Raw genomic sequence first — 13,522 nt, forward strand, 5'->3', positions numbered from 1 at the left:
ACTCCGGCAGGGGCATACCGATATTCCACGATCTCGACATTATAGAAATAATGTCAAATATCGATGGTTGTATAATTGGATATTTAACGGTTTACGTTATATTATTTACTAAATCATCCGCGAAACCCCGCCATGTCCGATCTCGCTGCCGACGATTCCCGCCTGACCGCCGAAATCGAACGCCTGAAGGCCGACTTCCCGAAAACCCGCGAGTTGTATCGCGAAGCCTGCGCGCTGCTGTTCTTCCGCTTCGGTATCACGCCCACTGCGAACCGCCTGTACCAGCTCGTCCGCAAGGGCAGCATGAGCACGCCGACGGCCGTCCTCGGCGAGTTCTGGGCGGAGCTGAGGGAAAAAAGTCGCGTCCGCATCGAGCATCCCGATCTACCGGCCGATCTGCAGGCGGCCGCCGGCGAACTGGTTGCAACGCTGTGGAATCGGTCGAGCGCCGACGCGGCCGCCGCGCTCGACGCCTTGCGCGCGGAAGTCGAAGCCGAACGGACGGCGGCGAAGGCGGAAGTCGCGGCACTACAGGCCGAACTGGCCCGCACCGAAACCGCGCTGGAACAACGCACGGCCGCACTCCTGGCCGCGCAGGTGCGCATTCAGGAACTGGAGCAGGCGAGGGCGGCTGACGACGCATCGCGACAAGCGCTGCAAGCGGATATCGAACGCCTCACGGCCGACAACGCGGAAGGCGACCGCGCACTTGCGCAGGCACGCGCGGATTTCACCACCCAACTCGACCGGCTGCGCGACGACGCCGGCCGGGCCGAGGAACGCTTGCGCGCGTCGGAGAAGCGCGCGCTTCAAGAGATCGATCGCGAGCGGCTCGCCGCCGCGCGGCTGCAGAAGGAGCTCGATGCGCTGGCATTGCGCACGGAGCAGCGCGATACGCAGCAGCGCAAGGAGGTGGCCGCGCTGCAGGCGCAACTCGGCGATGCGCTGCATCGATGCGGCGTGCTTCAAGGGCAGCTCGACGGCGCGCAGGCGGCCAATGCGGCACGAGGCAACGAACTCGACGCGCTGCGGCGGGAAATGACGGCGCTCTCGCGCCGGTCGGCGCTGCGTGGCGCCAAGGCGGCGCCGGCCGCGCAACGCGACGAGCGGAGGGCTCGCACGCGAAAGCGCGCAGCCGAAGCGCCGCCGCGCTGACTGAGGCGCCCTCAAGCGTGCGTCAGCCAAAGGCGGCGCGCGCCTGAAGCCTGAAGCCGGCAGGCAGGCAAGCGACCGAGCCCCCTAAACCCCCTATCGCCGGCCCATCTTCCGATACCAATCAACTCGACACATACCTCGACGGTAGCGCCGGCGCGTCCGCCGGAATCGTGACGAGCGACGTATTCAGCCAACCCTGCGGCGAGCCGTTCGACTGCGCATAGGCGCCGACGTACGGCATCATCCGCGTCGTCTGATAGACCTGCGGCGTCCACCCGGCGGGCGCGAGGAAGATCGACGTCGCGCGCTTTTCGCTATAGGCGGACGCACCGTACGTCGAGATGTTCCACAGCGTCTGCTGATACGTCGCATAGTCGGCGTTGTGCCGCGAACCGCCAGCCTGCCAGCCTTCGAGCTGGATAAACGTGTTGTACGTGCCCGCGCCCGCGAGCAGGTTGTTCACCGTGCGCCCGTACAGGAACGACAGGATCAGCCCGCAGCCTGCCGGCGCGAAATCGCTGCCGACGCTCAGGTAATAGCGGCCCGTCGTGTTCAAAACCGATGCGTAGTGCGAGTTGCCGATATCCGTCGACGTCGTCAGCCCGCTCGCGCCCATGAAGCTGTCGAACGCCTGCATCGTGACGCCCGCCGGCAGGTCGCTCGTCGCGCTGATCGCGACGATATGGGAACCGGCCGCCAGCTGCGTCAGGAACGCGGCCAGCGTGCCCGCGACCCAGTTGCGCTGCGCATCGACGAACGGAAACGCGCGATAGCCCGTCAACGCAAACACCGCAGGATCGGAGCCGGCTTGCCATGCGATCTGCGGCACCCACATCGTCAACGGGCCCGCGTTCGATGCAGTGGATACGTACTGCTTCAACGCGTCGATCAGTTGCGCATCGGCAGCGGGCAGCGCGCCATAAGCGGCGCCATTCTGCCAGCGCTGCACCCATTGCGCGACGAAGCCCGCGAGCTGACCGCCGGTGAAGTCGGCCGGCGGCACGTAGCCGAGCGGGCCGGTACTTTGGTACGCGGACTGGATCGCCGCGGCCGTGCGCACGTTGGTGCCGAACATGCTGTTCGCGAAATCCTGGCAGTTGTTGGCCGGCGGCGTCGCGAGCTGCGCGAGCGGGACGACCCACGCGCCGTTCGCGGTCGGGACGCCGCGATACAGCGTGAGATTCGCGATCGAGTCGTGACCGGGAAACGTGGCGGCGTCGGCGCCCGACACGTAGCCGGCCGACGGCGTGACGCTGACGGTGGTCGGTTGCGACCCGAACGGATGCGTGTACGAGATCGCAAACGATGCATCCCCGCCGGCCAGGCTGAACGATCCCGTGCAGTCGCCCCAGCTGTTCGACGCGCTGACGGCAGTCGATTGCCCGGTTGCGACCTGCGCTTGCGACGCCTGCGGCAGCGAGCCGCTCTGGCTCGCCGCGTTGCCGTACGCGAGTGTCGTCGACGGGATCGCATTGACGACGTTGATCGTGATCGAGCGGTCGGCGATGCCGTAGCTGCGCACGGACGCATCCGCGGCGCCGGTGGCGGCGAACGACGACGCGGACGTCGGGTTGCCGTCGCCGCCGCAGGCAGCCAGCGTGCCGACGAGCGGCGACAGGGTCAGCGCGGCGCCGCGCTGGATGAAGCGCCGGCGGTTCGGCGCGGACGGACGTTCGGGTTTCGAAGCGGTCATGGGCGTTCCTGGTCACGGGTTCGGGAGGTGACAACGGCGATCCGGCGCATTGCACACGTGTGCAATACCGGTCGATATGAGTCGATTGCCGGCACATGCGCCGCGCGTATTTATGCGGGAGATCGATGAAACGCCCGCGACGAAACCGAGTCGTGCATGTGACGCCGCGCACGCGGCAGGGGGGAACGGAGCGAGGAATGCCGGCGCGACGTTTGGGCGCCCGGCGGGGATCGGGTAAAGTGCCGCTCAACATGCCGGTTCGACGTTACTAGACGACCGGTCTAATCGTTGCTAACATACGTCATCATGAATGCATCTTCAGGCGCGGAAGTCCGCCAGCACATCCTGGATATCGCCAAGCCGATCATGCTCCACAAGGGGTTTTCGGCGGTCGGTCTGAACGAGATTCTCGCTGCGGCGGGCATCCCGAAGGGCTCGTTCTACCATTACTTCGGCTCGAAAGAGGCATTCGGCGAAGCGCTGCTCGAATCGTATTTCGACGGCTATCTCGCGCATCTCGACAACCTGTTCAAGCATCAGGCCGGCACGGGCGCCGAGCGCTTGATGACGTACTGGCGCAACTGGCTGCACACGCAATGCGCGGACGATCCGGAAGGCAAGTGCCTCGCGGTGAAGCTCGGCGCGGAAGTGTCCGACCTGTCGGAAGCGATGCGCACGGTGCTGCGGCACGGCACGAGCCAGATCATCGAGCGGCTCGCGGGCGGCATCGAGGCCGGGCTGGCCGACGGTTCGCTGAGCGGCGTCGCCGATCCGTCTTACACAGCCGCGATCCTCTACGAGCTGTGGCTGGGCGCAACGCTGCTGGAAAAGATCCACCGCAACCGCCAGCCGCTCGAAAGGGCGATGGTCGAAACGCGGCGCATGCTGAACCTGCCGCCGGCCGCGCATGACGGAGCGCAGTCGTAACCCGGGCGCGCACTGGCGCGCCTTGTTTTTGCCCCGATTCTAGACGACTGGTCTACTTACACGCGCATGACGAACGCATCGCTCCGCGTTACGCTGTCCCGATTGCTCCAACTGCACGCGTGCGACCGTGACGGCCTGGCGTCGGCGCTGACACACGTGCGTGCCTTCTGCTGCCTCATCCCTGATCCGATCGTGCCCACGAAGCACGCTTATTCCTGTTGACGGAGACTCACATGCCGCAAACCAAGACCGCAAACCGCCAGATCATCCTGAATTCGCGCCCGGTCGGCGCGCCGACGCCGGACAACTTCCGCACCGAATCCGCTGACGTGCCGACGCCCGGCGCCGGCCAGGTGCTGCTGCGCACGGTCTGGCTGTCGCTCGACCCGTACATGCGCGGCCGGATGAGCGACGCACCGTCCTATGCGCCCCCGGCCGAACTCGGCCAGCCGATGGTCGGCGGCACCGTCAGCCAGGTCGTCTCGTCGAACCTGCCCGCGTTCCGCGAAGGCGACCTCGTGGTAGCGGGCGCCGGCTGGCAGGACTATGCGTTGTCCGACGGCCGCGACCTGATTCCGCTCGGCCGCGACTTCGCGCATCCGTCATACGCGCTCGGCGTGCTCGGCATGCCGGGTTTCACCGCCTACACGGGGTTGCTGAAGATCGGCGAGCCGAAGGCCGGCGAAACCGTGGTGGTCGCGGCGGCGAGCGGAGCGGTCGGCGCGGTGGTCGGCCAGATTGCCAAGCTGAAGGGCTGCCGCGTGGTCGGCGTCGCGGGCGGCGCCGACAAGTGCGCGTACGTGACCGACACGCTCGGCTTCGACGCGTGCGTCGATCACCGCGATCCGGCGTTTGCCGCGAAGCTGAAGGACGCGTGCCCGAACGGCATCGACGTCTATTTCGAGAACGTCGGCGGGGCCGTGTTCGACGCGGTGTGGCCGCTGCTCAACGATCATGCGCGCGTGCCGGTGTGCGGAATCATTGCGCATTACAACGACGCGGCATACGACGACACCGCGGTGTCGACCGGCCGCGATCGCGTGCCGGCGCTGATGGGTGCGATCCTGCGCAAGCGCATCCGCGTGCAGGGTTTCATCATCCTCGATCACTATGCGACCGGTTATGCGCCGTTCCTGAAGGACATGAGCGAATGGGTCGCGCAGGGCAAGGTGAAGACGCTGGAAGACGTCGTCCCCGACCTGGCCGACGCACCGGAAGCGCTGATCGGCCTGCTGGCCGGCAAGAACTTCGGCAAGGTCGTGGTGCGCGTGGGCCCGGACGAACTGGCCTGATGCCGCGGCACGGCAACACACCGCGGTTGCACGCTGGCGTCGCGCGACGCCGGCTTGTGGCATGCTCGATTCCGTTTCGATAGGAGTGACAAGATGGCGCTTCACGTGATTGCTTCCCTGTTCCTGAAACCCGAATACGCGGAGGCCGCCGAGGCCGTACTGCGCAGCATGGTCGCGAAGACGCGCGCCGAGCCGGGCAACCGGCGCTACGACCTGTTCCGCGAGCGGGACGGCTCGCCGAACCTGCACCTGTACGAGATCTACGACGACCAGGCTGCGTTCGACGCGCACCTCGCGAGCCCGCATTTCGGTGAGTTCCGCACGAAGTCGGTCGACTGGTTTACCGCGCCGCCGATCATCAAGGTGCTATCGGGTATCGACGTCGCGGAATAACCACGCAGCACCACCGTCGCAGCCCGCTCCCACCCGGGCCGCACGGCACCCGCCGCACAGCGTGCGGCGGCGATGACGACACCACGCGGCGCATCGTTCGCGCCGCCTCCCCAACACACCGGCCCCGGAGGCTGAATGATCACCCTCAACATCAACGGCGAAACCCGCTCGGTCGACGCCCCCGACGACATGCCCTTGCTCTGGGTGCTGCGCGACGTCGTCGGCCTCACAGGTACGAAGTTCGGCTGCGGGATCGCCCAGTGCGGCGCGTGCACGGTGCACCTCGACGGCGTCGCCGCGCGCTCGTGCGTACTGCCGGTTGCGGCCGTCGCGGGCCGCAAGATCACGACGATCGAAGCCGTCGGCGCAACGCCGGCCGGCCACAAGGTTCAGCAGGCATGGCGCGAGCTCGACGTCGTCCAGTGCGGCTACTGTCAGTCGGGGCAGGTGATGGCCGCCACCGCGCTGATCGCGTCGAACCCGAACCCGAGCGACGCCGACATCGATGCGGCGATGGCCGGCAATATCTGCCGCTGCGGCACCTACAACCGGATTCGCGCGGCCGTGAAGCAAGCCGCGAAGGGGGCCTGACATGTCGCGAGGACTGATCGAAGCCGGCCGGGCCGGCACGGGCGTATCGCGCCGTTCGTTCCTCAAGCTCGGCATGTCGCTGGGCGCGGCGGCCGGTGGCGGCCTGTTGCTCGGCTTCAGCCTGCCGGCCGCGGGCGACGATGCACGTCGTTCGGTGATCGGCGGCGACGGCGATGAAACCGCGCGCGCCGGCGTGTTCGCACCGAACGCGTTCGTGCAGATCGACCGCGCCGGCAAGGTCACGCTGGTGATGCCGAAGGTCGAGATGGGGCAGGGCGTCTATACGGCGCTGCCGATGCTGATCGCGGAAGAGCTCGAAGTGCCGCTGTCGAGCGTCACGCTCGACCATGCGCCGCCGAACGAGAAGCTGTTCCTCGATCCGCTGCTCGGCGGCCAGCTCACCGGCGGCTCGACGTCGGTGCGCTATGCATGGGAACCGCTGCGCCGTGCGGGCGCGACGGCGCGCACGCTGCTGGTCGCGGCCGCCGCGAAGCAATGGAACGTCGATCCGGCATCCTGCCGCGCCGTGAACGGCGAAGTGCAGCATTCGCCGAGCGGCCGACGCGCGTCGTACGGCCAGCTCGCCGATGCGGCGGCGAAGCTGCCGGTGCCGAAGGACGTCGCGCTGAAGAAGCCGGAGGATTTCAAGCTGATCGGCACGCCCGCGAAGCGGCTCGATTCGCCGGAGAAAGTCGACGGCACCGCGCAATTCGGGCTCGACGTGCGCCTGCCCGGCATGCTGTACGCGGTGATCGTGAACAGCCCGGTGTTCGGCGGCACGGTGGCGAGCGTCGACGATACGGCCGCGAAGAAGATCCCCGGCGTGCGCCAGGTCGTGCGTGCGGACAACGCGGTCGCGGTGGTCGGCGATCACACATGGGCCGCGAAGCGCGGCGCATCGGCGCTCGTCGTGAAGTGGAATGAAGGCGCAGGCGCGAAGGTGTCGATGAAGGACATCGTCGCCGATCTCGCGCAGGCGGCGGCGAACGGCAAGGGCGCGGTCGCGCGCAAGGAGGGCGACGTCGGCCGCGCGTTCGCTGGCGCGAAGACGCGCATCGACGCCGTCTACGAACAGCCGTTCCTTGCGCACGCGACGATGGAACCGGTGAACTGCACGGTGCACGTGCGCGGCGACGGCTGCGAAATCTGGGTCGGCACGCAGGTGCCGACGCGCGCGGTCGACACCGTGCAGCAGCTCACGAGCTTTCCGCCGGAGAAGATCGTCGTGCACAACCACCTGCTCGGCGGCGGTTTCGGCCGGCGGCTCGAAACGGACATGATCGGTCAGGCGGTGAAGATCGCCAAACAAGTCAACGCGCCCGTGAAGGTGATCTGGACGCGCGAGGAGGACATCCAGCACGACATGTACCGGCCGTACTATTACGACCGGATCTCGGCCGGCCTCGACGCGAACGGCAAGCCGGTCGCGTGGCAGCACCGGATCGTCGGCTCGTCGATCATCGCGCGCTTCGCGCCGCCCGCGTTCAAGGACGGCGTCGATCCCGACGCGGTCGAGGTCGCGGCCGAGCTGCCTTACGACCTGCCGAACCAGCTGGTCGACTACGTGCGCCAGGAGCCGCGCCACGTGCCGACCGCGTTCTGGCGCGGCGTCGGCCCGACGCGCGGCACGTTCGTGGTCGAGAGCTTCATCGACGAACTGGCCGCGCAGACCAAGACCGACCCGGTGCAATACCGCCGCGCGCTGCTCGGCAAGACGCCGCGCGCGCTCAACGTGCTCGACGTCGCGACGAAGGCGGCCGGCTGGGGTGGCCCGGCGCTGCCGACGGGGCAAGGGCGCGGCGTCTCGGTGATGCACGCGTTCGGCAGCTTCTTCTCGATCGTCGTCGATGTCGCGGTGGATAACGGCGAGGTGCAGGTCAAGCGTGTCGTGTGCGCGGTCGATTGCGGCATGGTCGTCAACCCGAACACGATCGAGGCGCAGGTGCAGGGCGGCATCATCTTCGGGATCACGGGCGCGCTGTACGGCGAGATCACGATCGAGGACGGCCGCGTCGTGCAGAACAACTTCACCGACTACCGGATGCTGCGGATCAACGAGACGCCACCGATCGACGTGCATCTGGTGAAAAGCGGTGAAGCGCCGGGCGGGATCGGCGAGCCGGGCACGGCCGCGACGGCCGCGGCGCTGTCGAACGCGATCTTCGCGGCGACCGGCAAGCGGCTGCGCAAGCTGCCGGTCGGCGACCAGCTGAAGACGGCGTGAGGGGAGGCGACGACCATGCAAAACCTCACCCTGAAGATGCTCGGCACGTCGTTGTTCGCCGTGTCTGCGCTGCTGGCCGGCACGGCCGCGCATGCCGCTCAGACGGCACCGGCCGACAGCGCGCTCGTCGCGCGCGGCGCGTATCTCGCGAAAGCGGGCGACTGCGTCGCGTGCCACACCGCGCCGCGTGGCACGCCGTTCGCCGGCGGCCTGAAGATGATCACGCCGATGGGCGCGATCTACACGACCAACATCACGCCCGATCCGGAAACGGGCATCGGCGGCTATACGGAAGCCGAATTCGCGAGTGCGCTCCGCGCGGGCGTCGCGAAGGACGGCCATCACCTGTATCCGGCGATGCCGTACCCGTCGTACGCGAAGCTGAAGGATGACGACGTGAAGGCGCTGTACGCGTATTTCATGCACGGCGTCGAACCGGTGAAGCAGGCGAACCGGCCGTCGGAGATCCCGTGGCCGCTCAACATGCGCTGGCCGCTCGCGTTGTGGAACATGGTGTTCCTCGACACGACGCCCTATGCCGACAAGCCGGTGAAGGACGCGATGTGGAACCGCGGCGCGTATCTGGTGCAGGGGCTCGGGCACTGCGGGTCGTGCCACACGCCGCGCGGCGTCGGCTTCCAGGAGAAGGCGCTCGACGAAGGCGGCGCGGCGTTCCTGTCGGGCGCGCCGATCGACAACTGGTTCGCGTCGAACCTGACCGGCGAGCCGAACACGGGGCTGGGCCGCTGGAACGAGGCCGACGTCGCGCAATTCCTGAAGACCGGCGCGAATCAGCACGCGACCGCGTTCGGCTCGATGGTGAGCGTGATCAACCACAGCACGCAGGCGCTCTCCGACGACGATCTGGCGGCGATTTCGCGTTACCTGAAATCGCTGCCGGCGGCGGGCGGCACGGGCGCGCCGCCGTACAGCTATGATCCGAAGGCGACGCAGGCTGCGCTGGGACGGCCGGCAGCCGATCCGGGCGCGAAGGTGTATAACGCTTACTGCCTGCATTGCCACGGCGCGGACGGGCGCGGCTACGCGCCGCTGCTCGCGCCGCTCGCCGGCAATCCGAACGTGCTCGAAGCCGACGCCGCGTCGCTGATCAACGTGACGCTGAACGGCAGCGAGACGCTCGTGATCGATGGTGTGCCGTCCGCGTATCCGATGCCGGCGTTCTCGAACCAGTTGAACGATCGGCAGATCGCCGACGTGCTGACGTTCATGCGGGCCGGCTGGAACAATGGCGCGCCGGCCGTGCAGGCGGCGGACGTCGCGAAACTTCGCAAGGCGACGGCGGCCGCACGCTGAGCGCGGCCCCATGCGGAACGATGGCGGGCCGGTGTGCCTGCCGTCACTGCCGCCGGGTGCGTGCCTGCCCCGGCGGCCTGGCATTTTTCTGTCTTTTTCCTGTCAACCGGCGCGTGGCCGTTCGCGGCAGCGCGCGTTTATCGACGCAATGTAGGGGTGTCTGGATGGCTAACGTGACTTATACGGATACGCAACTGCTGATCGACGGCGAGTGGGTCGACGCCGCGAGCGGCAAGACGATCGACGTCGTGAACCCGGCGACCGGCAAGACGATCGGCAAGGTGGCTCATGCGGGCATCGCCGATCTCGACCGTGCGCTCGCCGCCGCGCAACGCGGCTTCGAGGCATGGCGCAAGGTGCCCGCGCACGAGCGCGCGGCGACGATGCGCAAGGCGGCCGCGCTGGTGCGTGAACGCGCCGACGCGATCGCGCAGTTGATGACGCAGGAGCAGGGCAAGCCGCTCACCGAAGCGCGTGTCGAAGTGCTGTCTGCAGCGGACATCATCGAATGGTTCGCGGACGAAGGCCGCCGCGTGTACGGCCGGATCGTGCCGCCGCGCAACCTTGGCGCGCAGCAGACCGTCGTGAAGGAGCCGGTCGGCCCGGTCGCCGCCTTCACGCCGTGGAATTTCCCGGTCAACCAGGTCGTGCGCAAGCTGAGCGCCGCACTGGCGACCGGCTGCTCGTTCCTCGTGAAAGCGCCCGAAGAAACGCCCGCCTCGCCGGCCGCGCTGCTGCGCGCATTCGTCGACGCAGGCGTGCCGGCCGGGGTGATCGGCCTGGTGTATGGCGATCCGGCTGAAATCTCGTCGTACCTGATTCCGCACCCGGTGATCCGCAAGGTGACGTTCACGGGTTCGACGCCGGTCGGCAAGCAGCTCGCCGCGATGGCGGGCCTGCACATGAAGCGCGCGACGATGGAGCTGGGCGGCCACGCGCCGGTGATCGTCGCCGAGGACGCCGACGTCGCGCTTGCGGTGAAAGCCGCCGGCGGCGCGAAGTTCCGCAACGCGGGGCAGGTCTGCATTTCGCCGACGCGCTTTCTCGTGCACAACAGCATTCGCGACGAATTCACACGCGCGCTGGTCAAGCATGCCGAGGGGCTGAAGGTCGGCAACGGCCTCGAGGAGGGCACGACGCTGGGCGCGCTCGCGAACCCGCGACGGCTCACCGCGATGGCGTCGGTCGTCGACAACGCGCGCAAGGTCGGCGCGAGCATCGAAACCGGCGGTGAACGGATCGGCTCGGAAGGCAATTTCTTCGCGCCGACCGTGATCGCGAACGTGCCGCTCGAAGCGGACGTGTTCAACAACGAGCCGTTCGGCCCGGTCGCGGCGATTCGCGGTTTCGACAAGCTCGAGGACGCGATCGCGGAAGCGAACCGCCTGCCGTTCGGTCTCGCCGGCTACGCGTTCACGCGTTCGTTCGCGAACGTGCACCTGCTCACGCAGCGCCTCGAAGTCGGGATGCTGTGGATCAACCAGCCGGCGACGCCGTGGCCGGAAATGCCGTTCGGCGGCGTGAAGGACTCGGGCTACGGGTCGGAAGGCGGCCCGGAAGCGCTGGAGCCGTACCTCGTCACGAAATCGGTGACGGTGATGGCCGTCTGACGGTCGTCAATCGATCGCGTGCGCGGCGCTGTCGGCGTTGCGCACGCGACCGGCGCAGGTCGGGCGGTACGCCCGGCTTTCGTCAGTTCTCCTGCCAGCCGCATTCGAACGGCAACCACCCCGGTATTTCAATACGCGCGTCACTGCGGGTCGATTGTTTCGATTCAATCACCAGCCACGACACACGCGACACCACACCCCTCGGTGAATGGCACCGGCACCCGGTGCCTGCCCGATCGGAACCCGATCCGCTCGACACCGCTCAGGTCAAGTCGTCAGCCACCTGGCAAGTACGGACTGCACCTCGTACCCGAGTGCCACGCTTTTTGGTATAGGTTATCCAGAAGAAACCATAACAACCGGTGCGTCAGCGTCGGCCCAACCTGAGAGGAAACGGATGCATCCGCGGTCGGCAGCGCCGTACTACGTCGTGGTGGCGGGGACCTTGATAGCGTGCGCGCTGATGGGCCTCTGCGTGTTGCAGTTGTTTCAGAGCCGTCACGACGCGCTCGATCGCGCACGCGATACGTCGCGGAACCTGGCGCTCGTCGCCGAGCGCGACATCGAACGCAATATCGAGCTGTACGGCCTGTCGCTGGACGCGGTGATTCAGGGCCTGCAGCGGCCCGACGTCATGGCGGCCTCGCCGGCATTGCGGCGCGGCGTCCTGTTCGATCACGCGATGACGGCGAAATTTCTCGGCTCGATGCTCGTGCTGGACGCGGCCGGCAACATCGTCCTGGATTCGGCGAACGACATGCCGCGACAGGGCAATTTCGGCGACCGCAAGTACTTTACGGTTCACCGGGACAATCCGGACGTCGGGCTTTACATCAGCGATCCCTATGCATCCCGCCTGCGCGGCGGCTCGCTCAGCGTGGCGCTGACGCGCCGCGTGTCGAATCCGGACGGCTCATTCGGCGGCATCGTGATGATCGCGGTCAATCTCGAGTATTTCCACACGCTGTTCGCCGGCCTCGCGCTCGGCTCGCACGGCGCGATTTCGCTGATCGGTACGGACGGCATCATGTTCATGCGCCAGCCGTACGACGTGCGCACCGTCGGCCGCGACCTCAGCAAGGCGGCGACGTTTCGCCACTTCCTGACCGCGCCGGAAGGCTCGTTCCTCGACACCTCGACGATCGACAACGTGCGTCGCTTCTACTACTTCAAGACGCTGCCGCATCTGCCGCTGATCATCATGGTCGCCGAAGCGGAGCAGGACATCTACGCCGCATGGCGGCGCCGGGCGATCACGATCGGCGCGCTGGTGGCGACCTTCGGCGCGGCGTTCATCATGCTGTCCTGCATGCTGGGCGTGCAACTGCGGCGCAGGATGCGGGCCGAATCCGAGCTGGTCATGCTCGCACGCACCGACGGTCTCACCGGGCTCAACAATCGCCGCTCGTTCGGGGAAGTGCTGGACCTCGAATGGCGCCGCGCGCGCCGTGCCCGCTCGGTGTTTTCGCTGCTGTTCGTCGATGTTGACCGCTTCAAGGCCTACAACGACACATATGGTCACCAGGCCGGCGACGACGCGCTCGCGGCGGTTGCACGGTGCATCGGCGACAACATCCGGCGCCCCGCGGACACCGCGGCCCGCTATGGCGGCGAGGAATTCGTCGTGATCCTGCCCGATACGCCGGCCACGGGTGCAACGGAGATCGCCGAGCGGATTCGTGCGGCCATCGACGGGCTTGCGATCGAACATGCGGAAAGCGAATTCGGGCGCGTCACCGCGAGTATCGGCGTGGCAAGCTGGGCCCCCGGGCAGGAGGGGGAGGTCGAGTCGGTGATCAAGGCGGCCGACGAGGCGTTGTATCACGCGAAGGAAACGGGGCGGAACAAGGTTGCCTCGCATGAAATGGGCATCTGACGCCATCGTCGGCACGCATCGACGATGGCCGATTACCAATGGCGGGCGTGCCGTTCGACGCTCAATCCCGGCCGCTGTCGCGACAGCTTTGCACTTCCGCGTCGTACGCCGCCAGAAACGCGTTGCCGAACACCGACGCGAAATCGTCCTCGGCGAACACCGTGTCGCGATGGGTCACCGCGTAGCGATTCCACATCCTCGCCTTGTACAGCAGCCCAGGCGCGAGTCACAGCCGACGCTGTGCAGACGGAGTCGTAATTGGGTTTGCCACGCGCCAATGACGGCTGCGCGCGGCAAGCTGAGACGAATCTGGTCGGTTACCATCAAGCCAACTTAATTTTACATAACGTGAATTATCGATAGTTTTGGTGTAAGAGCAAAGTTGTAATGTCGCATCTGAGCAAAGTTGAAATGTCGTAGTTCAAGGGTTTCGGCGCATGCTGGCGG

The 13,522-nt window shown here is 67.1% G+C and carries 10 protein-coding genes and 1 pseudogene; 9 read left to right on the forward strand and 2 right to left on the reverse strand.

Features of this window, described 5'->3' with window-relative positions:
* Positions 1 to 132 precede the first annotated feature (132 nt).
* Complete coding sequence (locus HWX39_RS13135; RefSeq protein ID WP_175968495.1) at positions 133 to 1,155, forward strand: DNA-binding protein; 1,023 nt, start codon at positions 133 to 135, stop codon at positions 1,153 to 1,155.
* A gap of 121 nt (positions 1,156 to 1,276) precedes the next feature.
* On the opposite strand, the gene HWX39_RS13140 is transcribed toward HWX39_RS13135, so the two are convergent.
* Positions 1,277 to 2,848: a hypothetical protein gene (locus tag HWX39_RS13140; protein ID WP_175968496.1), complete on the reverse strand. Its 1,572-nt coding sequence runs from the start codon at positions 2,846 to 2,848 to the stop codon at positions 1,277 to 1,279.
* Positions 2,849 to 3,154: 306 nt separating this feature from the next.
* On the opposite strand from HWX39_RS13140, the gene HWX39_RS13145 reads away from it, so the two are divergent.
* The 8 genes from HWX39_RS13145 to HWX39_RS13180 all read left to right on the forward strand — a co-directional run bounded on the left by HWX39_RS13145 (position 3,155) and on the right by HWX39_RS13180 (position 13,075).
* The gene (locus HWX39_RS13145) at positions 3,155 to 3,775 is read left to right on the forward strand and encodes a TetR/AcrR family transcriptional regulator (RefSeq protein ID WP_175968497.1); all 621 of its coding nucleotides are present in this window, start codon (positions 3,155 to 3,157) and stop codon (positions 3,773 to 3,775) included.
* Between the two features lie 233 nt (positions 3,776 to 4,008).
* Positions 4,009 to 5,067 (forward strand): NADP-dependent oxidoreductase, encoded by a 1,059-nt coding sequence (locus tag HWX39_RS13150; protein ID WP_175968498.1) that lies wholly within the window; start codon positions 4,009 to 4,011, stop codon positions 5,065 to 5,067.
* A 93-nt stretch (positions 5,068 to 5,160) separates the two neighbouring features.
* Positions 5,161 to 5,460, forward strand: a complete 300-nt coding sequence (locus tag HWX39_RS13155; RefSeq protein ID WP_175968499.1) for a putative quinol monooxygenase — start codon at positions 5,161 to 5,163, stop codon at positions 5,458 to 5,460.
* Positions 5,461 to 5,595: 135 nt separating this feature from the next.
* Positions 5,596 to 6,051: a (2Fe-2S)-binding protein gene (locus HWX39_RS13160; protein ID WP_175968500.1), complete on the forward strand. Its 456-nt coding sequence runs from the start codon at positions 5,596 to 5,598 to the stop codon at positions 6,049 to 6,051.
* A 1-nt stretch (position 6,052) separates the two neighbouring features.
* Entirely contained in the window at positions 6,053 to 8,275 is a 2,223-nt protein-coding gene (locus HWX39_RS13165) for a xanthine dehydrogenase family protein molybdopterin-binding subunit (RefSeq protein WP_175968501.1), read from the forward strand.
* A gap of 15 nt (positions 8,276 to 8,290) precedes the next feature.
* Positions 8,291 to 9,589 (forward strand): cytochrome c, encoded by a 1,299-nt coding sequence (locus HWX39_RS13170; RefSeq protein WP_175968502.1) that lies wholly within the window; start codon positions 8,291 to 8,293, stop codon positions 9,587 to 9,589.
* Positions 9,590 to 9,753: 164 nt separating this feature from the next.
* Positions 9,754 to 11,199, forward strand: coding sequence for an NAD-dependent succinate-semialdehyde dehydrogenase (locus HWX39_RS13175; protein ID WP_175968503.1), 1,446 nt, complete (start codon positions 9,754 to 9,756; stop codon positions 11,197 to 11,199).
* 397 nt (positions 11,200 to 11,596) lie between these two features.
* A complete protein-coding gene (locus tag HWX39_RS13180) occupies positions 11,597 to 13,075 on the forward strand; it encodes a diguanylate cyclase (RefSeq protein WP_175968504.1) in 1,479 nt (492 codons plus the stop codon).
* A gap of 61 nt (positions 13,076 to 13,136) precedes the next feature.
* Here the strand turns inward: HWX39_RS13180 and HWX39_RS13185 are convergent.
* Positions 13,137 to 13,286 (reverse strand): annotated as a pseudogene (locus HWX39_RS13185) (type VI secretion system-associated FHA domain protein TagH); the annotation flags it as partial.
* Between the last annotated feature and the right edge of the window lie 236 nt (positions 13,287 to 13,522).

Source organism: Burkholderia sp. BCC0322 (assembly GCF_902833045.1).
Classification (GTDB): Bacteria; Pseudomonadota; Gammaproteobacteria; order Burkholderiales; family Burkholderiaceae; genus Burkholderia.

Bases quoted from the DNA above. Each gene is read 5' to 3' on its own strand.
- HWX39_RS13135 (WP_175968495.1), top strand. From the start codon at position 133: ATGTCCGATCTCGCTGCCGACGATTCCCGCCTGACCGCCGAAATCGAA.
- HWX39_RS13140 (WP_175968496.1), bottom strand. From the start codon at position 2,848: ATGACCGCTTCGAAACCCGAACGTCCGTCCGCGCCGAACCGCCGGCGC.
- HWX39_RS13145 (WP_175968497.1), top strand. From the start codon at position 3,155: ATGAATGCATCTTCAGGCGCGGAAGTCCGCCAGCACATCCTGGATATC.
- HWX39_RS13150 (WP_175968498.1), top strand. From the start codon at position 4,009: ATGCCGCAAACCAAGACCGCAAACCGCCAGATCATCCTGAATTCGCGC.
- HWX39_RS13155 (WP_175968499.1), top strand. From the start codon at position 5,161: ATGGCGCTTCACGTGATTGCTTCCCTGTTCCTGAAACCCGAATACGCG.
- HWX39_RS13160 (WP_175968500.1), top strand. From the start codon at position 5,596: ATGATCACCCTCAACATCAACGGCGAAACCCGCTCGGTCGACGCCCCC.
- HWX39_RS13165 (WP_175968501.1), top strand. From the start codon at position 6,053: ATGTCGCGAGGACTGATCGAAGCCGGCCGGGCCGGCACGGGCGTATCG.
- HWX39_RS13170 (WP_175968502.1), top strand. From the start codon at position 8,291: ATGCAAAACCTCACCCTGAAGATGCTCGGCACGTCGTTGTTCGCCGTG.
- HWX39_RS13175 (WP_175968503.1), top strand. From the start codon at position 9,754: ATGGCTAACGTGACTTATACGGATACGCAACTGCTGATCGACGGCGAG.
- HWX39_RS13180 (WP_175968504.1), top strand. From the start codon at position 11,597: ATGCATCCGCGGTCGGCAGCGCCGTACTACGTCGTGGTGGCGGGGACC.